Origin of the sequence: Nocardia amikacinitolerans NBRC 108937, from assembly GCF_001612615.1 — a bacterium.
GTDB classification, from domain to species: Bacteria; Actinomycetota; Actinomycetes; order Mycobacteriales; family Mycobacteriaceae; genus Nocardia; species Nocardia amikacinitolerans.
The window spans coordinates 387,850-412,485 of the sequence record NZ_BDAU01000001.1 but is presented as its reverse complement, the minus strand read 5'-3'; the positions used below and the strand labels follow the sequence as shown (position 1 = coordinate 412,485).

Annotated in this window: 24 protein-coding genes; 13 read left to right on the top strand and 11 right to left on the bottom strand. The window is 68.9% G+C overall.

Going from position 1 to position 24,636, the window contains the following annotated elements; all coding sequences use genetic code 11:
- Positions 1–127: 127 nt before the first annotated feature.
- Entirely contained in the window at positions 128–304 is a 177-nt protein-coding gene (locus NAM01S_RS34665; RefSeq protein WP_157107540.1) for a hypothetical protein, read from the bottom strand.
- 513 nt (positions 305–817) lie between these two features.
- Here NAM01S_RS34665 and NAM01S_RS01830 point away from each other — a divergent pair.
- The 4 genes from NAM01S_RS01830 (at position 818) to NAM01S_RS01815 (ending at position 4,147) form a co-directional block, all read left to right on the top strand.
- Positions 818–1,045 carry a ferredoxin gene (locus NAM01S_RS01830; protein WP_067778229.1) on the top strand — a complete coding sequence of 76 codons (228 nt, stop codon included), beginning with the start codon at positions 818–820 and terminating at the stop codon, positions 1,043–1,045.
- Entirely contained in the window at positions 1,045–1,596 is a 552-nt protein-coding gene (locus NAM01S_RS01825; protein WP_067778228.1) for a Cif family virulence factor, read from the top strand. The genes NAM01S_RS01830 and NAM01S_RS01825 overlap by 1 nt, the downstream gene beginning before the upstream one ends.
- A 5-nt stretch (positions 1,597–1,601) precedes the next feature.
- Positions 1,602–2,852 carry a hypothetical protein gene (locus NAM01S_RS01820; RefSeq protein ID WP_067778371.1) on the top strand — a complete coding sequence of 417 codons (1,251 nt, stop codon included), beginning with the start codon at positions 1,602–1,604 and terminating at the stop codon, positions 2,850–2,852.
- 68 nt (positions 2,853–2,920) lie between these two features.
- Positions 2,921–4,147 carry a cytochrome P450 gene (locus NAM01S_RS01815; protein ID WP_067778227.1) on the top strand — a complete coding sequence of 409 codons (1,227 nt, stop codon included), beginning with the start codon at positions 2,921–2,923 and terminating at the stop codon, positions 4,145–4,147.
- An 85-nt stretch (positions 4,148–4,232) separates the two neighbouring features.
- Here the strand turns inward: NAM01S_RS01815 and cyp51 are convergent, their stop codons facing one another.
- Positions 4,233–5,597, bottom strand: coding sequence for a lanosterol 14-alpha demethylase (gene cyp51, locus NAM01S_RS01810; RefSeq protein ID WP_067778226.1), 1,365 nt, complete (start codon positions 5,595–5,597; stop codon positions 4,233–4,235).
- 193 nt (positions 5,598–5,790) lie between these two features.
- Here cyp51 and NAM01S_RS01805 point away from each other — a divergent pair, with 193 nt between their 5' ends.
- Positions 5,791–6,960: an MCE family protein gene (locus tag NAM01S_RS01805; protein WP_067778225.1), complete on the top strand. Its 1,170-nt coding sequence runs from the start codon at positions 5,791–5,793 to the stop codon at positions 6,958–6,960.
- A gap of 6 nt (positions 6,961–6,966) precedes the next feature.
- Here the strand turns inward: NAM01S_RS01805 and NAM01S_RS01800 are convergent, their stop codons facing one another.
- Positions 6,967–8,751, bottom strand: coding sequence for a hydroxysqualene dehydroxylase (locus NAM01S_RS01800; protein ID WP_067778224.1), 1,785 nt, complete (start codon positions 8,749–8,751; stop codon positions 6,967–6,969).
- Complete coding sequence (locus NAM01S_RS01795; protein ID WP_067778223.1) at positions 8,744–10,123, bottom strand: NAD(P)/FAD-dependent oxidoreductase; 1,380 nt, start codon at positions 10,121–10,123, stop codon at positions 8,744–8,746. The genes NAM01S_RS01800 and NAM01S_RS01795 overlap by 8 nt, the downstream gene beginning before the upstream one ends.
- Positions 10,124–10,267: 144 nt before the next feature.
- On the opposite strand from NAM01S_RS01795, the gene NAM01S_RS01790 reads away from it, so the two are divergent.
- Complete coding sequence (locus NAM01S_RS01790) at positions 10,268–10,912, top strand: TetR/AcrR family transcriptional regulator (RefSeq protein ID WP_067778222.1); 645 nt, start codon at positions 10,268–10,270, stop codon at positions 10,910–10,912.
- A 44-nt stretch (positions 10,913–10,956) separates the two neighbouring features.
- Here the strand turns inward: NAM01S_RS01790 and NAM01S_RS01785 are convergent, their stop codons facing one another.
- Positions 10,957–11,193, bottom strand: a complete 237-nt coding sequence (locus tag NAM01S_RS01785) for a hypothetical protein (RefSeq protein WP_067778221.1) — start codon at positions 11,191–11,193, stop codon at positions 10,957–10,959.
- 338 nt (positions 11,194–11,531) lie between these two features.
- Positions 11,532–12,329: an SAM-dependent methyltransferase gene (locus NAM01S_RS01780; RefSeq protein WP_067778220.1), complete on the bottom strand. Its 798-nt coding sequence runs from the start codon at positions 12,327–12,329 to the stop codon at positions 11,532–11,534.
- A gap of 363 nt (positions 12,330–12,692) precedes the next feature.
- Here NAM01S_RS01780 and NAM01S_RS01775 point away from each other — a divergent pair, with 363 nt between their 5' ends.
- Both NAM01S_RS01775 and NAM01S_RS01770 read left to right on the top strand, forming a co-directional pair.
- Positions 12,693–12,917 (top strand): DUF397 domain-containing protein, encoded by a 225-nt coding sequence (locus NAM01S_RS01775; protein WP_067778219.1) that lies wholly within the window; start codon positions 12,693–12,695, stop codon positions 12,915–12,917.
- Positions 12,918–13,006: 89 nt separating this feature from the next.
- Positions 13,007–13,894: a Sco1979 family transcriptional regulator gene (locus tag NAM01S_RS01770; RefSeq protein ID WP_067778218.1), complete on the top strand. Its 888-nt coding sequence runs from the start codon at positions 13,007–13,009 to the stop codon at positions 13,892–13,894.
- Positions 13,895–14,262: 368 nt separating this feature from the next.
- Here NAM01S_RS01770 and NAM01S_RS01765 read toward each other — a convergent pair whose 3' ends face one another.
- The 3 genes from NAM01S_RS01765 to NAM01S_RS01755 form a co-directional block, all read right to left on the bottom strand.
- Positions 14,263–14,568 carry a hypothetical protein gene (locus tag NAM01S_RS01765; RefSeq protein ID WP_084482269.1) on the bottom strand — a complete coding sequence of 102 codons (306 nt, stop codon included), beginning with the start codon at positions 14,566–14,568 and terminating at the stop codon, positions 14,263–14,265.
- 576 nt (positions 14,569–15,144) lie between these two features.
- Positions 15,145–15,804, bottom strand: a complete 660-nt coding sequence (locus tag NAM01S_RS01760) for an SDR family oxidoreductase (protein WP_067778217.1) — start codon at positions 15,802–15,804, stop codon at positions 15,145–15,147.
- Between the two features lie 29 nt (positions 15,805–15,833).
- Complete coding sequence (locus NAM01S_RS01755; protein WP_253798112.1) at positions 15,834–16,322, bottom strand: DUF2599 domain-containing protein; 489 nt, start codon at positions 16,320–16,322, stop codon at positions 15,834–15,836.
- Positions 16,323–16,563: 241 nt separating this feature from the next.
- Here NAM01S_RS01755 and NAM01S_RS01750 point away from each other — a divergent pair, with 241 nt between their 5' ends.
- The gene (locus NAM01S_RS01750; protein ID WP_067778216.1) at positions 16,564–17,688 is read left to right on the top strand and encodes a lipase family protein; all 1,125 of its coding nucleotides are present in this window, start codon (positions 16,564–16,566) and stop codon (positions 17,686–17,688) included.
- A 4-nt stretch (positions 17,689–17,692) separates the two neighbouring features.
- Here the strand turns inward: NAM01S_RS01750 and NAM01S_RS01745 are convergent, their stop codons facing one another.
- The gene (locus NAM01S_RS01745; protein WP_067778215.1) at positions 17,693–17,935 is read right to left on the bottom strand and encodes a hypothetical protein; all 243 of its coding nucleotides are present in this window, start codon (positions 17,933–17,935) and stop codon (positions 17,693–17,695) included.
- Between the two features lie 276 nt (positions 17,936–18,211).
- On the opposite strand from NAM01S_RS01745, the gene NAM01S_RS01740 reads away from it, so the two are divergent.
- The 3 genes from NAM01S_RS01740 to NAM01S_RS01730 all read left to right on the top strand — a co-directional run bounded on the left by NAM01S_RS01740 (position 18,212) and on the right by NAM01S_RS01730 (position 22,148).
- Positions 18,212–19,426: a lipase family protein gene (locus NAM01S_RS01740; protein WP_067778214.1), complete on the top strand. Its 1,215-nt coding sequence runs from the start codon at positions 18,212–18,214 to the stop codon at positions 19,424–19,426.
- Positions 19,427–19,638: 212 nt separating this feature from the next.
- On the top strand, positions 19,639–21,048 hold the full coding sequence (locus tag NAM01S_RS01735) for a lipase family protein (RefSeq protein WP_067778213.1): 1,410 nt from the start codon (positions 19,639–19,641) through the stop codon (positions 21,046–21,048).
- Between the two features lie 47 nt (positions 21,049–21,095).
- The gene (locus tag NAM01S_RS01730) at positions 21,096–22,148 is read left to right on the top strand and encodes a fused (3R)-hydroxyacyl-ACP dehydratase subunits HadA/HadB (protein WP_067778212.1); all 1,053 of its coding nucleotides are present in this window, start codon (positions 21,096–21,098) and stop codon (positions 22,146–22,148) included.
- A 6-nt stretch (positions 22,149–22,154) separates the two neighbouring features.
- Here NAM01S_RS01730 and NAM01S_RS01725 read toward each other — a convergent pair whose 3' ends face one another.
- A complete protein-coding gene (locus tag NAM01S_RS01725; RefSeq protein WP_067778211.1) occupies positions 22,155–23,366 on the bottom strand; it encodes a hypothetical protein in 1,212 nt (403 codons plus the stop codon).
- Between the two features lie 303 nt (positions 23,367–23,669).
- Between NAM01S_RS01725 and NAM01S_RS01720 the strand changes: the two genes are divergently transcribed.
- Positions 23,670–24,614: a Sco1979 family transcriptional regulator gene (locus NAM01S_RS01720; RefSeq protein ID WP_084482266.1), complete on the top strand. Its 945-nt coding sequence runs from the start codon at positions 23,670–23,672 to the stop codon at positions 24,612–24,614.
- The last annotated feature ends 22 nt before the right edge of the window (positions 24,615–24,636 follow it).

Below are 24,636 nucleotides of genomic sequence, written 5' to 3'. Positions count from 1 at the left end.
CACGTTTCGATTCTCGGGCTCGCGGGCACGGGAAGCCTGTCGTCGCCGGAGCGATACCTTCGCCGACCGACCCCTGTGCGGCGGCCGAGTCGTCCGCCCGTGCCGTCGTCCGCTCCGGAATCGGAGCCTATTCGGCCCCGTCTTCCGTTGCGGCACTGTGGATCTCGCGTTCTATCGCCACCGCGGCGTAGTGCTGTCCGCAGGCGCGCAGCTGGGCGATTCGTCGGTGCACAGCCTCGGTGCCGTAGACGGCGGCGATATCGGCGACGCCGAGTCGGCGGGAACGATGTAGCGACTGATCCATGTGAAAGACCTTCGGGCGGTAGCGAGGAGTCCTCGTGGCAACGCTGACACGGGCTCGGTGAATCTCCTCTGTTTTCGCGCCGAGTGTAGGTCCGTGTTCGCTACAGATGCAAGTACAGATGCGCGAACATCGCTGTGCGATAACGGTTTTGACAACACGTCGTGATCTTGTGCGGCCAACTGTCTCGGTCGGCGGTCACGGGGGATCCGATCCCGCCGAGACTTGCTCTGCGTCCCGGCGCCCGACGGCAGTCCTGTCACGCGGAAATCCGATTCGGCGGTGGGCTCACCGTGTCTTCGGCGGCGGGACCTTCCGTGTGGGTCGGGTGGCAGCGCCGGGTCGTCTTGTTCGGAAACCGTTGTTGGCCGCCGGTCGCGGTGGTACCGTCCAGACACGTGTCCAGGTATCTGTCTCAACGGTTGTATCCGTCGAAACGGTCCTGGCGAACCCGTTCTCGAAATCGAGGTGTGTGATGACAGCCAGGGTGTCCGCGCCCGGCGAGGGGAGGGCGCCGTGAAGATCTCCGTCGACCTCGACCTGTGCCAGGGCCACGCCGTCTGCCAGTCCGAGGCGCCCACCGTCTTCGCCGTGCCCAAACGCGGCCAGGTGGAGATTCTCGAGCCGAGCCCGGACCCGGAACTGCGCGAGGCGGTCGCCGGCGCGATCCGCTACTGCCCGACAAGGGCTCTTTCTCTCGCCGACGACGGCGAGACCGACGACGCCGCGAAAGGTGCACACTGATGGCCGCTTACGACCGCGCCGAGCTCGACGAGATGGTCCGCCGCTGGATCGTCGAGAACCAGCGCTGCGAGGAGAAAGGCGACTGGAAGCCGCTCGCGCAGATGTACACCGTGGACGCGACATACGGCTGGAACTACGGCCCGACCCAGGAATTCATGGCGGTCGGGCGCGACGAGATCCGGGATATCGCGCTGGGACAGGAGATGTCGGGCCTGGAGGGCTGGACCTACCCGTACCAGGAGTTCGTCGTCGACGACCGCAGCGGCACCGTGATCGGCTTCTGGAAGCAGGTCGCCGACGCGCGACGCCCCGACGGTCGCCCGTACAGCCCGGAGGGCATCGGCGGCAGCTGGTTCCGCTACGGCGGCGACTTCCAATGGTCCTGGCAGCGCGACTTCTTCGACTTCGGCAACGTCTCGGCGCTGTTCCTGGAGATGATCACGAACAACGCGCTGACCCCCGGTATGCAGCAGCGCATCGCCCGCTCGACCTCCGGCACGCCGCTGCCCGGCTGGTACGGGGTCGGCGAAGCGCCCGCCTCGCTGTGGTGACGGCGATGAGCGAGATACCCAGCCGCTACACGCGGTTCGACCGGCCGACGCTGGCCGCGCTGGTGCCCGAACTGCTGTTGTGCGGGCACCTCATCGACCGTTCCGGCATGGCGCACTCCATCGCCGCGTTCGGCAGGACCGGCATGGCGGAGGTAGCCATCGAGGAGTGGCGGCTGGCCAGCCCGGTCTACACGCGCAGGATGCAGCGGGCGTTCGGCTTCGCGGGCGACGGCGTGGCGACGATCTTCAAGGGATTGCAGCTCGACATCGGCGCGCCGCCGCAGTTCATGGACTTCCGCTTCCGGGTGGACGACCACGAGCACGGCGAATTCTGGCTCGACCACTGCGGCGCGCTGGCCGATGTCGAGCCGATGGGCGAGGACTTCGTGGTGTCGATGTGCCACGACATCGAGGACCCCACCTTCGACGCGACCGCGCTGGCGACGAACCCGCACGCGCAGGTGCGCCCCGTGCACCGCCCGCCGCGGCGGCCCGCCGACCGCAAGCCGGTCTGCGCCTGGCGGGTCACCATCGACCCGGCCAACGAACCGCCGCCGGTGCCGCGCGACGCGGCCTTGGTCGCCGAGTCCGCCGCCGCGCGAACCGAATTGGCGCCCATCGATCCCACGGAGGACGGCCGATCCGACTACGCCGGACCGCTGCTGAGCGACCTGCGTTTCGCGGACTTCTCGCACTCGGCGCTGGTGCGGATGGCCGAGGAGGTGTGCCTCCAGCACCACCTGCTGACCCTCGGCTTCCTGGTCGCCGTACGGGCCAAGACCGACGGGCCGACCGCGGCGGCGATCGTGCGCAAACAGTTCACCGGGGTCGCCGGACTCACCGCGGACCGCATCCGGCGCTGCCTGCGGCTCGGCGACGACGCGGACGCCCTCGCCACCGTGCTGGCTGCGCACCCGGCGCTGAACCCGTTGCCCTACACGGGCATCACCATCGACAGCGCGAACGACACTGTGCGCCTGCGTATTCCACAGGACAGCGGCGCGAGTTCCGACGGCGCGTGGCCCGCGCTGCTCGACCCCGAGCACCTCGCGCCGCTGGACGCGCTGGCTCGGGCGGTGAACCCGCGCTGGTTCGCCACGGCCGTCGACGGCGACGACGGTGCGCTGACCGTGGATTTCGGACTCGCCGACGAACCGTTCCGCGAGGCCGCCGAAGTGGCCATCACCCGATTCAGCACCGGCGCGGACTTCGCGTTCACCGACCGCGGGAAACCGCTGCCGCTCACCGTGGTGTGACGGCCGACGAGCGACCGGCTGAACCGGGTCGCTCTGTACCGCAGGGCATTCCATTCCAGGAGGTAGACATGACCGCACCGTCGTTGCCCGCGGGTTTCGACTTCACCGATCCCGCACTCTGGCAGAACCGCAGCCCCGTCGAGGAATTCGCGCTGCTGCGCCGCACCGCGCCGGTGTGGTGGAACGCCCAGTCCGACGACACCTCGGGCGGATTCCGCGACGGCGGCTACTGGGTGGTGAGCAAGCTGGCGGACGTCAAGGAGGTCTCGCGCCATCCGGAGCTGTACTCCTCCCAGCGCAAAGGCGCCATCATCCGGCTGCCGGGTGACATCACCGCGGAACAGATGGACCTCACGGGCGCACTGCTGGTCAACATGGACCCGCCCAAACACTCCAAGATCCGCCGGATCGTCTCCAAAGGATTCACCCCGCGCGCGGTCGAGAGCCTGCGCGCCGCGCTGACCGAACGCGCCGAGCGCATCGTGCACGCCGCCAAGCGAACGGGCGGCGGCGATTTCGTCCAGCAGGTGGCCTGCGAGCTGCCGTTGCAGGCGATCGCCGAACTCCTCGGTGTGCCACAGGACGATCGGCGCAAGGTCTTCGACTGGTCGAACCAGATGCTCAACTACGACGATCCCGAGTACGGCGACCCGACTACCGCGTCGGCCGAAATCCTCGGCTACGCATGGACCATGGCCGAGCAGCGCCGCGCGTGCCCGGTACACGACATCGTCTCCGAACTGGTGCACGCCGACGTCGACGGCGAGGCGCTGGCCTCCGACGAATTCGGCTTCTTCGTCATCCTGCTCGCGGTCGCGGGCAACGAGACAACGCGCAACGCGATCACGCACGGCATGAAGGCCTTCGTGGACAACCCGGAGCAGTGGGAGACCTATCGCGCGAGCCGGCCGCGGACCGCGCCCGACGAGATCGTCCGATGGGCCACTCCGGTGACGGCCTTCCAGCGCACCGCCACCGAGGACGTGGTGCTCGGCGGGCAGCGCATCCGCGCCGGGCAACGGCTCGGATTGTTCTACAGCTCGGCCAATTTCGACGAAGACGGCTTCACCGACCCGTTCGCGTTCGACATCCTGCGCGATCCGAATCCGCACGTCGGCTTCGGCGGAACGGGCGCGCACTATTGCGTCGGCGCGAACCTGGCCCGGCTGGAGATCGACCTCATGTTCAACGCGATCGCCGACGCCATGCCGAACCTGCGCCAGGTCTCGGATCCGGTGCGGTTGCGGTCGGGCTGGATCAACGGCGTCAAGAGCTGGCAGGTCCGCTACGACTGAGACGGCGGCACTCGAACGGCCGCGACTCGCCGTCGCGGCCGTTCGAGCGTGTCCGTCGGAGATCCGGTCCGAACGGCCCGGGCTTTCAACTGCCCTGTCGAGGACGGCGCCTGCGGTAGCGGACCCGGCAGGGCTGTTCCAGCTGCACCACCATCTTCGAGTGGTCGTTGCGGTAGCTGTCCGAGGGCTGCGCCATCTCGAACTCCCAGTCCCGCAACAGGATCGAGAAGATCGCCTTGAGCTGCATGAGCGCGAACGCGGCCCCGACACAGCGGTGCCTTCCCGCGCCGAACGGGATCCACGTCCAGCGGTTGACGATGTCCTCTTGGTTCGGGTCGAGATAGCGGCCGGGGTCGAAGGCGTCCGGATCGGGGAAGTCCTCGGGCAGCCGGTTGGAGATGGCGGGTGTGGCGGCCACGTGGTCACCGTCGGCGATGTGGTACCCGCACACCTCGAAATCCCCCCTGGCGACGCGCATCAGGATGATCAGCGGCGGATGCAGTCGCAGTGTCTCCTTCAGCACCGCCTCGAGGCGCGGAATCTGGCGCAGCGCATTGAAACTCACCGGCGAGCCGTCCGCGTACAGCTCGTCGAGCTCGGTGACGACGCTGTCCAGCAGTTCGGGGTGGCGCAACAGTTCGATGACCGTCCACGCCGCGGTGCCGGAGGTGGTGTGGTGACCGGCGAACATCATCGAGATGAAGATGCCGGTGATCTCGCTGGCGCTGAAGCGCGGTGCGCCGTTCTCGCCGGGCACCGAGACCAGCACGTCGAGCATGTCGCGTTCGCCGCGGTCGGCGGCGGGACGGGCGGCGCGCTTGTCCATGATCCCCTGCACCAGCTCGACGAGCGCGACGCGGGCCTCGTCCCTGCGGCGGAAGCTCTCGATCGGCGCGTAGGGGTCCACGTAGGCCAAGGCGTCGGTGCCGCGCTCGAGTTCGTGATAGAGGTGCGCGAATCTGCCGTCGAGCTCATTGCGGAACTTCACGCCGATCAGGCAGGCCGAGGATGTGTAGATGGTCAGCTCGGCGAAGAAGTCGAGCAGATCGACCTCGCCCTCGTCGCCCCAGCGCGCCAGCATCCGCTCGACCTCGGCGGCGATCGTTGCCGCGTGTCCGCGCATGTGCTCGGCGCGCAGCGCCTGGTTGTGCAGCATCTCCTTGCGGCGCTCCGGGCTGGCGTCGAAGACCACCCCCTCGCCGAAGATCGGCTTCATGAACGGATAGGCCGCGCCCTGGTCGAGATCCTCGTCGCCGGCTCGGAAGAAGAATTCGTTGGCTTCCGCCCCGGAGAGCAGGATGACCTGCTTGCCCGCGAGTTCGAAGGCGCCGATGTCACCGCACTCGGCGCGCACCCGGCGCATCAGCGCGATCGGGTCGGAGCGGAACTCCTCGAGATGTCCGTGCTCGTGCTCGCCGCCGGAGACGCGCTGTGGTTTCACCAGAGTCATCGGAAATCCTTCCACAGATACCTGTCCAGACATATGCTGGACACGTGTCTGGACAGTACTACTGTCGACCGGACGCGAGCAAGGGATTCGCGGTCGCGTGATCGCGCGCAGGGCCCTCTCGAAGGGGTGAAGAGTGGACGCACGGCAACAGTCCTCGCGGGGGCGCTTTCCGATCCTGTTGGCCACCTGGGCGATGGTGCGGCTCAAACTCGCCGGGCTGGCGTTCCTTTCGGTGATCGTGGCGGTGGCGCTGCTCGCCATGTCGATGTACGCGGGCCGCTTCGAGTCGACCGCGACGGTGCTCGTCGACGCGCCACGCTCGGGTCTGGTGCTCGATCCGGACGCCGCGGTGCGGATGCGCGGCGTCGAGATCGGGCGCGTCGCGGCCGTGGAACCGCACGCCGACCGGGTGCGGCTGCGGCTGGAGCTGGATCCGGAGCTGCTGCGGATGGTCCCGGAGAACGCCATGGTCGACATTCGCTCGACGACGGTCTTCGGCGCCAAGTACGTGCACTTCGTGCCGCCCGCCGCACCGTCGCGGCGCTCGCTGACGCCGGGGACGCTGGTCAGGGCGGAATCGGTCACCGTCGAGTTCAACACGCTGTTCCAGCGGCTCGCCACGGTGCTCGCGAAAGTCGAACCGGGACAGCTGAACGCGACGCTGGCCGCGCTGAGCGCCGCGTTGCAGGGTCGCGGCGAGCTGCTCGGTGATCTGCTGGCACGCGCGGATGTCACGCTGCGCCAACTGAATCCGAGTCTTCCTCAGCTCGGCCGCGACATGGCCGCCACCGCCGAGGTCACCGACCTCTACGCCGACAGCGCGGGGGAGTTGCTGCGCACGATCGACAACGCGACCGTGACCGGCGCGACGATCGTGGACCGGGCCGCGGACCTGGACGAAATGCTGCTCAACGTGGTGGGTTTGGCTGAGACCACCCGCGCGGTCCTCACCGAGAGCGAGCAGCCACTGGCGACGGCGGTCCGGCTGCTGCGCCCGGGGAGCGCGCTGCTGAACGAGTATCGCGCCGCGCTGCGCTGTGTGATCGTCGGCATCGCCTCGGTGATGCCGTTGGCCGAGACGATATTCGGCGGCATGGTGCCGGGGGCGGTGTTCAACGCCAACTTCCTGCCTGCCTCGGAGCCGTACCAGTATCCGGAGGACCTGCCGAAGGTCAACGCGACCGGCGGTCCGGACTGTTCCGGCATCGAACAGCGCATGCCGGGCGCGCACGCGAACTACGTCGTGACCGATACCGCCGAGGGGTCGCCATACGTCCCGTCGACCAGCGCCCGCCTGAACACGAACCCGCCGAAGGTGTTCGAGATCTTCTTCGCCGGAATGCCCGGTGTGGGTCGCCGGTGAGGACCCTCAGCCGTCCAGCACGTGAGGCAGGCCCGCGCGGTAGCGCTCGGCATCGATGCGTTTGGCCTGATCGAAGATCGGCAGCGAGACCAGCGGGAAGATCGGCGCGCGCGGACCGGGGTCGTCGGCGGCGTCCATGATGGCGTTGGCCGCCGCGCGGCCGGATTCGTTGGCGCCCTCCATGGTCGCCAGATCGATGTTGCTGCGCACATGGTCGCCGCCGAAGAACAGATTGGGCACGGCGCAGTGCGCGTCGGGTCGGTGGTCGTAGGAGCCGACGGTGTTGACCAGCAAAGGTGTCGCATTGTCGATCGCGCCACCGCGCCAGGTGATTCCGGGATCGAGGTGCCAGGAGTGCACGTCCTCGTCGCGCAGCCAGCCCGTCGCGGTGTTGAGCCATTCCTTCAGTTGCGCCCACACTTCCGCGGCGATCTCCTCGCGGCCGCACTCCTTGGCCGGTCGACCGTAGAGCACGCCGGGGGAGTCCCAGTCGGAGATGTCCACCGAAAGGCATTCGCGCACCGCGCCGTCGCCGTAGCGCGCGGCGAAATCGCCCACCCACATGGGCGCTTGGCGCAACGCGGTGAGCGCCCACGGCGAACCGAGCGCGGCGATATGGCCTTCCGGCAGTTCGGTCGGGCGGGTGAGGTAGTACTGGATGCCGACCATCCAGTCGGTGTGCAGCTGGTGCATGCCCGCCAGTCGCGGATCGGCCTCGAGGATCCGATCACTGAGCAGCGGAAGGGTACGCTCCACCGGCATGGCGCAGACGTACCAGTCCGCTGTGACGGTCTCGGCGGCGCCGTTCACACCGCGTACGGTCGCCGAAACAATGCGCCCGCCACGCAGTTCCAGCGCACTCGCGCCCCGGTTCATGACGAAACGGACGCCGAGCGAGCGCAAATAGCCGACCCACGGATCGATCCACGCCTCGTTGCTCGGCCGGTTCAGGATGCGGTCGATGCCCGCGGCGTATTGCGGAATCGCCCCTGTCGCGGCAAGCACCAGCGCCTCGCCGATCGTTCCGATGGTGCGCGCCGAGCTGACGTGCGGTTTGGCGGCGACGGTGATCCGGGTGAGCGCGTTGACCAGGTAGTCGCGATAGGCGGGCGACTTGCCCTCCGCGTGCAGGATCTGTTCCCAGGTGACGTACTCCCACTGCCCGTAGCGCCGCTCGGCGCAGGAGGTGAACCACACGGTCATCTGCTTGGCGAAGAACGCCAGCTCCCAGGGCGGCAGTTCGGGGACGAAGCCGAACGCGCCGACGATCGTGTTCTGCAAGCGCTGCGGCGTCAACTGATCGATCGCCCCGAGCTCGACGGGTACGAAAATCGGTGGGCGCCCGCGAAACCCGGCGACCGTGCCCTCCACTCGGATCAGGTTGCCCGCGACGCCGTCGTGGTTCCCGGGAAACGGAATGCGCCGCATGGTGTCCGGGATGTTCTGGTAGCAGCCGGGAAAGAAGCGAAAGCCGTGCTCGCCGGGCAGATCCAAGCGTCCGCCCTTGCCCGTGCCCGGCACGCCCATGCTGCGCGCCTTGCCGCCGAGAAACGCGGGTTCGTACACGGTGACCTGGTATCCGCGTTCGGCGAGCTCGTGGGCCGCGGACAAGCCTGCGACGCCACCGCCGAAGATCGCCACCGATCGGCCTGGCGCGGGCGTCCGCTTCGTTCCCGGAGCGGCGGTGGCTGTCGAAGCGGTCGCGGCAAGGCCGACACCCGCGGCCACGGCGCCGCGCAGTACCTCGCGGCGAGTGAGCGGAAGGCCGGAAGGCGGTCGTGTGTCACGCATGTCGATCTCCTGAGCAGGCGGCGGTGGCGGGAGCGAGAGCGTCGTGCGCGCGCGACTGCCACCAGTCGGCGGCGGTGTCGCGTGCCTCGTGCAGGAGATGGGTCAGCACCGGACCGACCGATGGCCAGGCGTCGCGCAGCGCGCCGAGGGCGAGCGCGGCCGCGAGCGCGGGGGTGAAGACGTCCTTCGGATCCCTCGTTCGCGAGAAGATCGCGGTGACCGCCCGCGCCAGCTCCGGGTCGCTCGTGGCGCGGCGGTAGAGCTGAATCTCCAAGGGACTCATGGCCGCCGCGCGAGCCAGCCGGTTGGTCCACTGATAGATGTCGAGACAGTCGGCGAGGCGCTGGGACTCCCAGGCGCGCAGCGTCGCGTCCAGCCGGTCCGGGTCGTGCAGCATCGGGGCGGCGAGTTCGCCGAGCCGTCGGCCGTAGTGCAGCGCGTCGCGAATGCCCTGAGCCGTCACCGGATCCTTGAAATGTCCCGCGTCGCCGGGCAACGCCCAGCCCGGGCCGCTGGATCGGCGGAAGTAGGAGACCAATCCGGTCGCGGAGCGGACGCGCCCGACCCGCTCGCACCCCGCGAGCCGGTCCGCCAGCCCCGGAATCCGTTCGATCGCTTCGCGATAGCGTCGTTCGGCGCCGCTGCGACCAGGACGTTCCGCGCTCGACGGAGGTTGCACCAGGGCGAGCAGCAGTCCGTTGTCGCAGGGAAAGGCGGTGCCGAGATCGGGTCCGTCGCGCCACTGCGCGGCCACCTCGCGCCATCCGCCCGAGGTGTCGCGCCAGTAGGCGAAGTAGCAGTCGCGGCCGCTCGGCGCGGACAACCGGGGACGGGCCGCCCCTGCCAGCCGGGCCACGGTGCTGCGCCGTCCGTCGGCGCCGACCACGAGGGCGGCGCGCAGTTCGCGGGTACCGGAGGCGTCGGCGTACCTGACACCCGCGCATCGTTCTCCGCGCCAGAGCAATTCGCCGACACGCGCACCCTCACGCAAGTCCGCGCCCGCTTCCACCGCGGTGGCGGCGAGCGCGGCGTCCAGCCCGGTGCGGCGCACGCACAGCGCGTAGTCGATGCCGTCGACCGGCGCGAACGGCGAGCGGATGGTGTGACCCGCGCCCGCCGCGTAGGCGGTACGCAGCGGCGGCGCGCCCAGGGCGGTGACGCGATCGAGCGCGCCGAGACGGGCCAATTCCGCGACACCGCCGGGCCACAACAGGTGCGTGGAGAGCGTGTCCGAGGGAAATCGCGAGGCCTCCAACAGCACGACCCGCACGCCGGCCCGTGCGAACGCGGCGGCCGTCGCCGAGCCGGCGCAGCGGGCGCCCACCACGACGACCTCGGTGTCCTCGACCGGGATGGCAGGAGCGCCAGGCATTTTCGAACCACCTCGGTCACAACGTCTCGGACACAGTGTCCGATCGATGGTGCGGCTCGGCGCGCCCCGGTGTCAACGCCCGCACGGCAGAATGGAATTCGTGAATCCCTCCAGCGAACGATCGCGGCGGCGCCCGGGTGGCGGATGCCGTCGCTGACGAGAGCCCCGAAGCACGCGCGCAAGCCGGTCGACGACCGGCGAACGGAGTTCGAGCGGCGCGTCCTGCGCGCCGTCGAGGAACTGCTCGCCGACGGGACGCCCTACACCGAGATCGCGGTGCGCGAGATCGCGGCCGCCTCGGGCGCGGCGAGATCGACCTTCTACCGCTACTTTCCGGACAAGAGTCGGCTACTGATCAGAATGGCCGAGCTGGCCACCGCGGACCTGTTCGACGCGGCGGAGACGTGGTGGCGCGGCGACCACGGCGACCACCGGGCGGGGGTGGTGGGCGCGATCGGCAGCATGATCGCGGGCTTCCGGGAACATCGGTATCTGCTGCTGGCGCTGAGCGAAGTCGCCGCCTACGACCGGGATGTTGGGCGGTACTGGAGCGGTCGGGTTGCGGCCTTCGTGGACGTGGTGCGTACTCGGCTCGAGGCGGATCGCGCCGCGGGCCGGATCGATCCGGCCGTCGATTCGACCGCGACGGCGTTGGTGCTGACCGCCATGGTCGAGCGATCGATCACCGCCGCCTTCGCCGCGAACTCGGTCGTCACCGACGCCGCGCTTGCCGAGTCCTTGGGGCGGGCCATCTGGCTGGTCGTCTACGGTGACGCGCCCGAGGCGTGAACGCTGCGCGAAAAGAGCTGCGCCGGAAGAATATCGGGGTGCGACTACTCGTCGTCGAGACCGGCGGACAGGTACGCCGCGGCCGCGAGCCATTGCCTGCACTGCGGGCCGTGCACCTCGTGGACGTGCAAGATCTCGCGCGCTCTGCGGTAGGTGAGGCCACCGGGTTCGGCGCCGCAATCGGCGGTGGACACTTCGCTCACGGCGCGTGGCCGCAAGGTCTCGACACCGGTGCCTCCGAGAAGGAAGTCCCGGTGGGGAGTTCGAAATGGCTGACTCATGTCGACCGCCCCTCGCGTCTGGCAATGGGGAGGCGATTGTCTGGCGACGCCGGCGCGAACTCCCTTGGCGCCTCCCCGCTATCTACTGCCCGAGTTTAGAACCGCGTACCTTGCAGATGCAAGTACATTTGCACGAACGACCACCAGGTATGTAAAACGGCGGCCGCCGAACCGATCGGCGGCCGCCGTTGCGGCACAGCCTCTTTCCAGACGTGCCCGATCCTTTTCCTGACGTGTCAGGAATTATTCGGCGCGGCACACGTTCTCGATGACGCGTCACGCTATTTCCGGTGCCGCCGGACTTTTCGCGGACGCGTCGATATTCGCGTTGTGTGGCGTCAGGGTTTCCGTGCGACGGCGCCGTACGCGGAAATGGGCCGGATCTCGCCGACCTCGGCATTCTGGGCGCGCCACTGGGTGATGGAGGTGAAGCCGGGCTCCACCATCTCCAATCCGTCGAAGACGGCCTTGATCTGCGCCTGCGGCCGCGGCACGTACGGAACGCCACCGGTCCCGGTGTAGTTCTCGCAGAGGGTTACGTATTCCTTGCTGTCGTCGGTGCCGTCCCACATCACCAGGTAGCTGCCCGACGGGACGGCGTCGAGCACCGTGTGGACGATGCGCAGCAGCTCGTCGTAGGACTTGGCGTGGCCGAGCACGCCCATGAACATGACGCCGATCGGCTTGTTGAAGTTGAGCACGTTGCGCGCGTCGGCGACGATCTGCTCGGTGTCGTGGAAATCGCAATCCACGTACGTCGTAACGCCCTCCGGCGTCGTGCTGGTCAGCAGCGCCCGCGCGTGCGTCAGCACCAGCGGATCGTTGTCCACGTAAACGATTTTCGAGTCCGGCGCCACGCTCTGCGCGACCTCGTGGGTGTTCTGCATGGTCGGCAGGCCGGTGCCGATGTCGAGGAACTGACGGATGCCGACCTCGCCGGCCAGGAAGCGGACCGCGCGGATGAGGAACTGCCGCGACTGCACGGCCATGGTGGTGATGTCGGGATCGACCTCGATGCCCGCGTCGCCGGCGATCCTGTCGATTTCGTAGTAGTCCTTACCGCCCATCCAGTAGTTCCAGATTCGCGCGGAATGGGGAATGTCGGTCCGGATGAGTGGGCTGTGGTCTTCGGGCATCGCGTAAGACTCCTTGGAACATGTGTGCGTGGCCGGATGTCCGCCGCCCTTGACCGATGTGCGGGGCGCGCCGCGCGCGTCCGGCTCCGCGGTTGTCGCGAATGGACGGTCATCCGATGTGCTCTGTGACAGTACAAGATTCGGTTGCCGTGAGCGGTCCGGATGCGCGAGGTGAACGGGGCCTTTACAGGACTCCGCGAATCATCGGCATCAAAGCCGACCGGTAGGTCCGAATTATTCTGCGCCGCATGGTGAACTTCGTGCTATCGTCCGAATGCGGGTGCAAATGCAAGAACGTTTGAGCGTGCATCTGCAAGCTCGAGCCGTAAGTCCCTCACACTGGCAGTAACCGAGGAGTGGGAAATGTCGGGTACAACCACGCACAAGATCACCAGCGCCTGGCGCAAGAGTTCGTTCAGCGGACCGAGCGGAGGCAACTGCGTCGAGGTGGCGGAGGTGTCCAATGGCCTGGTCGCCGTACGTAACTCGCGCGACCCCGAGGGTGCCATCCTGTTCTACACCCGTCCGGAGATCGACGCGTTCGTCCGCGGTGCGAAAGCCGGGGAATTCGACGATTTGACTAGCTGAAAGGTAACATTGCGGTCGGTGCGGTGTGTCTCGTAACGACAAGTGTGTGACACACTGGTGGGCAACCTCGAGTATCGGAGACGAACTCCATGATCGCAGAACCCAACGACGACGGCCTCGTGCAATCGGTTGTCGCGGAGCGTGGTCCGACCGTGCTCCGGATCGCCCTGGGTGGGCAGTTGCGCAAGCTACGCGAGAGTTGCAACATCACCCGCGAGGCCGCGGGTGAGGCGATCCGCGGTTCGCACGCCAAGATCAGTCGTCTCGAGTTGGGCCGCACCGGCTTCAAAGAACGTGACATCCGCGATCTGCTGACCCTCTACGGCGTCGCCGATCCCGAAGAACGCGAACAGTTCCTGGCTTTGGCCAGGCAGGCCAACGAGCCCGGCTGGTGGCACCGTTACAACGATCTGCTTCCGACGTGGTTCGGTACTTATCTGGGCCTGGAGCAGGCGGCCAACAAGATCCGCACCTACGAAGCGCATCTCGTGCCCGGCCTGCTGCAGACTCCCGAATACGCAAGGGCCGTACTGGCTCTCGGCTACGACGACGCCGACACCGATCGGCGAGTGGCCGTGCGCCAGCGCAGGCAGGAGATCCTGCACCGCACCGATCCGCCGATCGTCTGGGCGGTGATCGACGAGGCCGCGCTGAACCGCCCGGTCGGCGGGCCGCATGTGCTCCGCGAGCAGATGGAACATCTCATCGCGCTGGCGGCTCTGCCGAATGTCACCCTTCAGGTCCTGCCGTACTCGGCGGGCGAGCACGCGGCCGCGGGCAGCTCCTTCAGCATCCTGCGCTTCGCCGAGCCCGAGCTACCCGACATCGTGTACCTCGAGCACCTGACCAGCGCGCTGTACCTGGACCGCAGGCAGGACCTGGCGCTCTACCTTTCGGTGATGGACCGCCTGAGCGTCCAGGCCTTGCCGCCGCAGAAGTCGATCGACATGCTGTCGAAGTACGCGGCCGAACTGTGATCACGCGCAGGCACTGAAGATTACGAGCGGTCTCTTTTCGCTTGCCCGTGCGGCAGCGTGCGCGCCGAAAATGATTGACCGCGTATTCATCCGGACCGCCGTGTGCACTCACCGAGTGGTGGGTCGTCCCGGACCGCTCGGACAGTCGGCGGTCTCGAACCGCCGCGAACGATGGAGAGCCTGCGGGAAGGCGGGAGATGGCCGCCCGGGTGAGCGTCCGGATGACGCGAGGGGAGTGATCGGGAAGGTCGCGATGTGCGTCGCGCGCCGGGGCCCCGCGGACGACGGTGGTGTCCGGCCGGGGTTGTCACAGGCGAGATTCATTGGCGCGCAGCGTGGTTCGGCTGCGGCGCCGCGTGGTGAATCGGCTACTGCTTGATGAAGGTGGACGCGATCCGCCAGAAGGTCGCCGGTTGCAGCGCCTTCAGATCCCAGTCGTCCGCCATGGCGTGCGCCGTCGAGACGATCCGATCGATGTCGAAATCGTTCCGGGTGGCCGCGCCGGTGGACTCGACGGCATCGATGACGAACGCGACCGCCGTTTCTCGCGAGTATGTGGTGTTTCGGTGGCCGCTGCGGGCCGGCGATGTGCTCATAGTTCTACCGTTCGCTGGCTGGTCGGCCAGTGCGGCCTCGGCGAACCCGAGCCGGCCGCCGATGAGTGGCTGGTCCATAAGACGCCCCTGACTGTAGGCGGCAGCAAACTTCCGGCGACTTTGCCATCGGTTCGCCCACGCGGCCTCCCCTGGTTGTCCCCTATATAGCTTTGCGGAACTGAGTTTATGTCCGCGTGCCTTTCAGATGCAAGTACATCTGCACGATCGATTGTATTCGCACAAAAGGTTTTTCACCCTTACCGCTGGTGTCGCCGACCGTCCCGACCGGACGGTTCATCGGATCGGCGTCTCGGCGCCCGGGTTTCCCTCGGCCCGCGCGGCCCGGTTCGGGCGGCGAGGTATGCGCCTGGCCAGGTCGGAGACCGCGCGCTGAGGCGAGGTGGGCGTTCCGGCGCGGCCTGCGTGCGCGCGGCGGACGAGACCGGACGGTTCGCGGTCTGCGAGTGGAGTGAAGTGTCATCATTCCGGCGACGGGCGTCGGCCGTGTCGAGCCCGGAATCGGTGACATCGAAAATCGTTCCGAAATCGTGGCGAAAACAAGCGCTCGTATGGGCGCGGATAACTCGGCCGACGGAACCGACTTTGGGATCACCCCGGTCGAATCCGCTGCGACGCAAACCATTCAGCAATCAATCAGCTACCTATCGCGGAGACTGCATCCGCCAGTGGCGTATCCCCCGCGACGAGCGCGAGCGTGGTGCGCACGGTGTTCGGAGCGGACAGGAGGGCGGCTAGAACGGCGGCGACATCGGCGCGGGCAATGCTGTCGCGACCGATCGGATACTGGCTCAGCGTGACCAGGCCGGTGGCGTCGGTATCGAGCAACCGGCCGGGGCGCAGGATGGTCCAGTCCAGATCGCGCGCCCGAAGATCGTCCTCGGCTTGGGTTTTGGCAGCTATATAGGCGGCCCACACCTCGTCGGTGCCAGGCGCGGGCGGCTGACCGGCCCCCATGGTGGAGATCTGGACGAAACGGCGCACACCCGCCTGTTCGGCGGCGTCGGCGAGCAGCACCGAGCCGCCCTTGTCGACGGTGTTCTTGCGGGCCGCGCCGCTGCCGGGCCCCGCGCCCGCCGCGAAGACGACGGCATCGGCTCCGGTGAGGGCGTCGACGAGCGCGGGCAGGTCGGTGCGTTCCAGATCGAGCACGACGGGACGCGCTCCGGTGGCGGCGACGTCCTCGGCATGGTCGGGGTTGCGGATCAGGCTCGTCACGGAGTGGCCTGCGGCGGCGAGCGTTTCGGCGAGCAGCAGGGCGATCTTGCCGTGTCCACCGGCGATCACGATGCGCATGGGTGTCCTTTCCGATAGCGGGCGAACCGTCAGCGTTCGGGTCCGCCCGGGTTGCACGAGGCCTGCACGGTGGCGGGGTAGCCGACGGCGGGCCGCCACGGTTCGAGATTCCAGCTCGGCTTGTTCGGCTGCACCAGCCGCGCCCAGTCCCAGTGGCAGATGAACTGGTCGCGCATGCCGGGAGCGTCGGCGGCGCGGGAGTGGGCGAGCACCTCCTGCCAAGCGCGCTCGTCCGAACCGGGGTAGGTGGTGCGGCGGCCCGCCTCCGAGGGGAAGACGAGCAGGCGTCGGCCGTCCACGTTCTCGGTCCACTCGACGTGGTCGACGAGCGGAATGCCTTCGTACGGATCGACCGTCGGCTGCGCCGCGAGGGGCGTCGCGGGGTCGGTGCGCGCGATCGGCGGAGACGTGGGCGTCGGTGTCGCGGAGGTGGTGGGGGACGGTGTCCGCGAGACCGTGGTGGACGGCGTCGCGGTGGGGGCCTCCTCGGCCCCGCATCCGGCGACCACGACGGACACCAGCAACGCGAACCCCGCCCCGCGCGCCAGGCGCGTTCGCCGGTCGTGTGCTGTCCGCGTCCGCAGTCTCACTATCGATCCCCTCCCGAGGCGCCGTCGCGTCCGCGTGGCGCGGACGTCTCCGTCGAGCGTAATCGCGCGCGGTGCGACGGCCCTCGCCGAGAGCTCGCGCCCGACCGCGTACCGGGACACCGAATGTGGTGTCTTGTCCCGCGGGCATCGATCCGGCAATCATCGGTCGATGAAGCGTGCACTGGTCATGGCGGGGTTGCTCGGGGTCGTCGTGTCAGTGTCGGCGCCCGGCGGCACCGGCTCGGCAAACCCCGAGGAGGCGCCGGGAACGGTCGAGGAGGTGGCCCCGCTACCGGACGTGGTCGCCGTGGCGAACGCGGGCGCCGCGCTGCGGCTGGTCTATTGGTCGCGCGGTCCGCGCGGGCCGATGCGGAGCGGCGGCGCGATCTATCTGCCGCACGGCGCGCCGCCGGCGGGCGGCTGGCCGATCGTCGCCTACGCGCACGGCACGGTCGGGATCGCCGACCACTGCGCGTTCACGCTGCAGCCGCGCCGCCTCTACCTCGACACCGTCTACCCGGAATTGTTGCGCGCAGGCTACGCCGTGGTCCTCTCCGACTACGTCGGGCTGGGTACCCCCGGCACCCACCCGTATCTCGACGGACCCTCGCAGGCGCGCAGCGTGATCGACGGTGTGCGGGCCGCGCGTGCGGTGGTACCGGAACTGAGCGATCGGTGGGCCGTGCTCGGGCAGTCCCAGGGCGGGCAGACCGCCTTGTTCACCGCGCGCATCGCCCCGGAAGACGCGCCGGAGCTGCGGCTGCGCGGTGCGGCCGCCACGGGCCCGCCGTCGAATCTCGAGCACCTCGCTCCGCTGATGGGGCCCTGGGTGCCGCGGCTACCGCTCCGGATGACCACCGCGTATTTCGCCTCGATCATGGCGGGGCTGCGCGCGACCGCGCCCGAGCTCGACGTGGACGGCTATTTGACCTCGGTGGGCAGGCAAGTTCTGGACGTGGTCGAGCGGGAATGCGTCACCGAGGCCGACGCCATCGTGCGCGACATCGCGATCGGCGAGATGCTGGCGAAGCCGCTGTGGGATCCGGCGCTGCTCGCCGCGGCGCGCGCGATGCTGCGGATACCGACCGAGGGGCACACGGTGCCGCTGTTCATCGGCCAGGGCCTGACCGATCGCGACGTGCCCGCGCCGCTGAGCGCCGGACTGATCACGGAGCTGACGCTGGCCGGCGCCGAGCCGCAGGTCGTGGTCTACCCCGGCGACCACTTGGCGACCGCGCGGGATTCGCTGCCGGACACGCTGGCCTTCCTGCACAGCGTGCTGGACAACCCCTGAGGGCTCAGTGCCACAGCGAACGGCAGGGCAACCTGCGTAACTCGGGCCGGACCTTGCCGTCGACGGTGACGGTGAGTCCCGCGTGCAGCGCCGCCGTGGTGAACTCCCACGCCTCGGTGCTGGTCGCCGCGTACTCGAGGACGATCGTGTCCTCGGGTGTCGGGCCGTCGAAGTAGACGGTCACGCGCCGAGTCGGCACATCCGCGACACCCCGCTGACGTTCTGCGATGTGCTGCGTGCCGTCCATGCCACCGTCTCCTTCCTGGCCGGCGCGGCCCTGCGCCGGTTACTCGACGGTAGGTCCGGAACCATAGTGAAGAACATGTTCCATCCCACTGGCTGGACAAGTCACAGAGCGTCGCGGGCTTCGGTGGGGATTCTCACGAGTGTGTGTGCGCGTCGGTCACAGCGTGTCCTGCACAAACTTGTGAGAAGTCAACACGTTGCTTGTCATTTTTGCCATGCCGACCGGGCAGTGTTCAGGATGATCTCCAACGTTGGACCCACTGGGGAGGCGCAGTCCATGAGGAAGGCCTTACGTTCGGTGCGCGCGCTCGGAGCCGCGGCGCTCGGCGTGTTGATGGTGGTGGCGGTGGCCGGAGCGAGCCACGGCGAACCGCTGTATCCGGCGCCGGACCCGGATCCGTTCTATGCCGCGCCCCCGGATCTGGCCGACAAGAAGCCCGGCGATGTGCTCGCGGTGCGCCAGATGCCGCCGCTGCTGATCTTCCCGGACACCACGGTCACCCTGGTGCGCTTCCGCTCGACCAACTCCACGGGCAAACCGATCGCGGCCACCACGACGGTGCTCACCCCGAAGGCGCACCGCGCGGACGGCCCGCTGCTGTCCTTCCAGCACATCATCAACGGGCTCGGCGCCGAGTGCTCGGTCTCCCGGGTGCTCTACACCGGCGATCCGAATCTGATCGTGCGCGAGGCGCCCGGCTGGAACGTGCTGTTGCAGCGCGGCTGGACCGTGGCGCTGCCCGATCACCTCGGACCGCAGTTCGCCTACGGCGCCGCGAAATTGGGCGGTCAGATCACCCTGGACGGCATCCGCGCGGTCAAGCAGGTGTCCGAATTGCGGCTGGCGCAGAGCCCGACCGCGATGGTCGGATACTCCGGCGGCGGAATGGCCACCGCGTGGGCGGCCGCGCTCGCGCCGGAGTACGCGCCGGAGCTCCAGCTCGCGGGCGCGGCGATGGGCGGGGTGCCGATGAACCTGGTCAAGATGCTCGAGGGCCTCGGCCTCGGCTCGCATCCGGTGTTCGGTCTCGCACTGGCCGCGGGCCTCGGCTTGGAACGCGAGTATCCGGAGCGGTTCCCGCTCAGCGATCAGCTCAACGATCGCGGGATTGCCGCGCGCGACGCCATCGCCAACAGCTGCACCAACGACATCATCGCGACGGGCGCGGGGCGCGGCGCGATGGACTTCGCGAAGACGACCTCGATGATCGACGACCGCGACGCGCGCGCGGTGGTGGAGGAGAACAGCCTCGAGCTCTACGACGGCGTCCCGCGGACGCCGGTGTTCGAATGGCATTCTCCGATCGACGGATTGGTTCCGGTCGACGCGATCGTCAACACCGATCGCAGGTGGTGCGCCGCGGGCGTGCCGGTGCAGGCCGAGCAGATCCCGGTGCCCGATCACCTGACCGCGGCCGTTCTCGGCATCCCCGCCGCGCTGAGCTGGCTCGACGCCCGCTTCCGTGGCGAGCCGGCGCCGAGCAACTGCTGACTCCGGCCGAGCCGAATCCGCCTCGGGGCAGGTGGATTCGGCTCGGTTGTTGCGATTCGGCGTCATGACACGCACAACTCGGGCACGAACCGGCTGCCGCCTCGGCGCGTCCGGTTAGCCTGAGTCCCTGGCCCCCAGGGGCATTCGGGGGTCGACGGCCGCATCTCCCAGGGCGCCAGGCGAACCCGACGTCGCACCCAAAGGCGTGTGCCATGAGATCTTTGCGTGCCCTGCTCCTGACGGCGCTGCTGGTCGCTTCGGCGATGGGCCAGGCCGCCGCCGATCCGCCCGCACCGCCCGTCCTTCCCGATCTGTCCGGACTGCCCGCGGTGCCCCATGTTTCGGGATCGCTGCTGCCCGGTGTGCAGGAATGGATCGACCGGGTGATTCCGCCGCCTCCGATCGTGTCGACGCCGCGCCAGGACGGCGCGGTGCTGGAGACCGCGGGCGTCTCGCCGACACTGGCCGCGCTGCACGAGGCTTCGCTGCCCGCCGGGGTTGGCGATCCGATCTTCGATCAGTGGCCGCCCGGCCTCGCCGACTACGCGCCGGGCGAGATCGTCGAGGTCCGCGATGTCACCGCGACGGCGGGTTTGCTCGTGCTCGTGCCGTTCCGCCAGGCGCTGCTGATGAAGTACCGCACCACCGACGCGCACGGCAGACCGTCCTTCGCCACCGCGACCCTGGTCGTGCCCGCCGGTGCGTGGACCGGTCCCGGTGATCGCCCTGTGCTGGTCAACAATCTCCCGATCGACGCGCTCGGCCGCGACTGCACCCCTGGTTACAGCTTCGCCAACGGCTGGACCGACAACACCAGCGTCACCGATTTCCTCCCGCCCACAACGCAATTGGCGGTGTTGCGCGGATACGCGGTGCTGATCCCCGATCACGAGGGCCCGTGGATGGCCTACGCCGAACCGTATGTCGCAGGCCACGCGGTGCTGGACAGCATCCGCGCGGTGCGCGGTCTGCTGCCGGAGGAGTTCGGCGCAAGCGCTTTCGCCATGTTCGGCTACTCCGGCGGCGCCATCGCCACGCACGGCGCGGTCAAGCTGATCGACGGCTACGCGCCGGAGCTGTCCGAGGTCGTGGTCGGCGCCGCGCTGGGCGGTGTACCCGCCGACTACGAGATCCTGGCGCGCAGCATGAACGGCAATCTGGCCTCCGCGGTCTTCATGGCCGCGGTGTTCGCCATCGGAAGGGAGCGTCCGGAAATCCTGGCGCGGATGAACAACCTGGCCAAATGGATCGCGACCTCACCGGTGAAAGACCTGTGCGGCAGCACATTCGGTGCGGTCGGCGTGCTCATGCTGCCCATCGACATCGCCGCGAACTTCCCCGATCCGCTCGGCTCGGATTTCGCCGCCGAGATCTACCGCGTGACGCGCATGGAGGACATGCCCTCGGCGGTCCCGCTCTACATCTACAACGGGGACCAGGAGTTCTGGATCCCGGCCGAAGGCGCGCGCAACCTCTACCGCGAACAGTGCGAGCTCGGTGTCACCGCGGTCTATCGCGGGGTGCTCGGCGAGCATGTGATCGGGGCGGTCACCGGTTACCCGGAGGCGTTGCTCTGGCTGGACGAGCGCTTGCGCGGTGTGCCGGCTCCGAACGAATGCTGATGCTCCAGCGAACGTTGCGCGAACCTGCCGCGGCGCGATCTAAAGGTATGACGCTGCACATCGACGCACCCTCCGCCGCCGAGCAGGCCGCGGCGCTGGTCGGTCGGCACTTCCGGCTCGCCGACCACTACGAGGTCGGCCGGGAGAAGATTCGCGAGTTCGCCCAAGCCGTGCAGGACTATCACCCGGCGCATTGGAGCGAGGACGCCGCGGCATCGCTCGGTTACGCCGGACTTGTCGCGCCGCTGACCTTCCCGGCGATCGTGTGGTTACAGATGCAGCGGACGCTGTTCGAGACCGAACTGACGGGCTACGACGTCAGCCAGGTGCTGCACACCGAGCAGCGGGTGCGGGTGCACCGCCCGATCGTCGCGGGCGACGAGCTGGTCTCGGAGTGCACGTTCGAGTCGTTCCGACAGTTCGGCGAGATGGATCTGCTCGTCATCCGGAATCTGCTCAGCGACGGCGCGGGGCGGCCGCTGCAGACGACGTCCAGCACCGTCGTCGCGCAGACCGGCGTCGAGCTGGACGGCGATCTCGCCGCCGCGGTGGCGGGCGTGATGATGAGCGGCCACGGGCTCGGGGTGCGCGGCGGCGCCGCCCGGCAGCACTGTGCGGCTCGGCTCACCGAGCGCGCGGCGGCTGCGCCGGACGCGCTCGACGACAGCGATCGGCGCGGACCGATCCGCTTCGAGGAGCTACGCGTCGGTGACGAACTGCCCGCGCACGAGGTGGCGCTCTCGCGCGGCGATCTGGTCAACTACGCGGGCGTCTCCGGCGACACCAACCCCATTCATTTCAGTGACGAGGTCGCCGGGGTGGTCGGGTTGCCCGACGTCGTCGCGCACGGGCTGCTGACCATGGGCCTCGGGGCGGGATATCTGACCTCGTGGCTCGGCGATCCCGGCGCGGTTGTCGACTACGGCGTGCGCTTCGCCGGTTTCGCGCCGGTGCCCGCGGACCGGAACAGCACGATCGAATTCAGCGGCCGCGTCAAGGAATTGGATACGGCGCGCCGCGCAGCGACCGTGCGGGTCGGCGCCACGTGTGGTGCCCGCAAGTTGTTCGGCCGGGGCAGCGCGCGCGTCCTGCTCACCTGACTCGGCTCACCCGCCGAGCAGCCATTGCTGGTTCAGCCGCAGGTGGTTCGCCTGCCACGCCGAGATGAGCGCGGGATCGGAACCGGGTGGGGGAGGCGGTGATTCGCCGGGGAACAGGCCGTTGTCGTCCGGCGCCCCGAGCGCCGCCGGATCCGGATGATGCGTGGTCGTCGGTATCTGCGGGCGCGTTTCCGAAGGACGCGGGTCGTTCGGATCGTACGGGTCGGCCGGGTCGCCGGGGTCGATCGGCCGCGCCTCGGCGGGCGTAGGCCGGACAGGGTTCGCCGGTGCGTCGGCCGCGGGAGCGATCGGTGTCTGGGCGCCCTCGATGTAGGTCGGCGGCCCCGGGTCGGGCCGCGCGGTATCGGGGGTGGCGGGCGCCGCGGCGGGCGGGGCGGGCTGGTACGCCTCGCGCGTCCACGTCGCCTCGTCGGTGCCGCGCGAGAGCGCGATACCCGATGCGGCGAGCACCGCGACCGCCGCCGCGCCGAGCGGAAGCGCGACACCCGCGCGCCGTCGCTCGACGGTCGCGATCGCGGGGGTCGGTTCGCCACCCGGATCTTGCGGCAGCTGAGCGGCCGCGATGCGGGCGGCGCCGACCGCAGCGGCGGTGTACCGCTCGTCCACGGTGACGGCGGGGACCTCGAAAACGCGCTCGAAATCGTCCAGCAACTCGGGTGCGGCGCCTTGGGCACCGCACAGCACAACGGCGTCCAGGGCCATGCCCTTGGCCAGCAGCGCGGGGCGTACGCGATCGAGCGCTTCGGCCGCGGGGTCGGGTCCGGCCCGCCACGCCGCCGAGGCGATGATGCGCGAGCGCGCCGCGTCGGTGAGGATGAAGGTCAGGTCACGGTCGGCGACCTCGAGTACCAGAATGGTCTCGAATCGGTCGAGCTCCGCGGCCTCCCGCACGTAGGCGAGCAGCGCCGCACGCACCGATACGAGCGAGGACGTCCGCCATCGGCCGGTGGCCAGATGCGTGACGATGTCGCGCCGCTCCTCCACGGTGCGGTAGGTCAGCGCGATGTTCTCGATGAGCGAGCGGGTCCGGTCGGCCAACTGTTCGAGGGCCGCCGCGATCGACTCGGCCGCCGTGGCCTCGCCGATCTCCCACTCCACCTCCTCGAGCGGGGCCGACGGCGGTTCGTCCGCCGCCGGGTTGGAGAGCAGTACCGCGCGAACCGTCGATCGGTCCGCGGAAACACCCACGGTCGCCATAACGATCACCTCTGCCTACACGACTCTCCTACTCGATTCGTCGCGGGCCGGTGTGCCGATGGGCCCGAGACCTGTCTGCCACACACTCGATATAGCGGTGGGATGCGCGGAAACGTTAGCGCGACGATTGCCGGGGCCGGTTGCCTGCGCCGTACGCGCGACCGAATTGTGCACGTCTCATCGGGAAGGGGCTCCGGCTCGTGGCCGTTGCTCGGCTCCGATGCACGTGCGGCTGCATGTGCATCCGCACGACACCATCGTATGCCCTGGAGAGTCGCCCGCGATTCGTGGCATCATCGGTGGATGAGTGCTCCGGAAGTGCGACTCTCGGGCGAATCTTCCTTTCCCAGAACGCATCCCGGCCCCGACGGTGGTCCGACGGTGTTGCGGATGCTGCTCGGCGGTCGATTGCGGCGATTACGCGAGGCCGCGGGCATCTCCCGCGAGGACGCGGGGGAGGCGATCCGCGGATCGCACTCCAAGATCAGCCGTTTGGAGCTCGGCCGCACCGGTTTCCGCGAGCGCGACCTGGTCGACCTGCTCGCGCTCTACGGCGTGACGGACCCGACCGAGCGCGCGGAATTCCTCGAGCTCGCCAGGCAGGGCAACGCCTCCGGCTGGTGGCATCGCGACATCGACTGGCTGCCGAAGTGGTTCGACACCTATCTGGGCTTGGAGCAGGCGGCCAGGTTGATCCGCTGCTACGAGCCGAGGGCGGTACCCGAGCTGCTGCAGACCGCCGACTACGCGCGGGCCCTGCTGTCCCTTGCGCACCCCAACGAGTCGTTCGCGGCGATCGAGCGCCGGGTAGCGCTGCGGATGCGCCGCCAGCACATCCTCACCCGGCCGGAACCGCCCCGGATCTGGGTGATCGTGGAAGAGGCCGCGTTGCGCAGGCGCATCGGTGGCTCGGCGGTCTGGCTCGAGCAGCTCGACAGGTTGCTGGAGGCGGCCGATCAGCCCAACATCACGTTGCAGGTGCTCGCCGATCACGTCGGTGGCCCGGCGCTGGCCGACGGCGCCTTCACGATGTTGCGTTTCACCGAGTCCGATCTGCCCGACATCGTCTATCTCCAGCAACTCACCGGCGCGCTGTATCTGGACAAGCGATCCGACCTCGCCGCCTACCGTGCCGTCGCCAACATGCTCTCCGTGCACGCCGCACCGCCCCAATACACGCGCGGGCTGCTGGAAGCGCTGCGCGATCGGCAGCCACCCACCGTGGACGAGCCGACCGGACAGGGCTGAGCAACAGACATGCGGCGAGGCG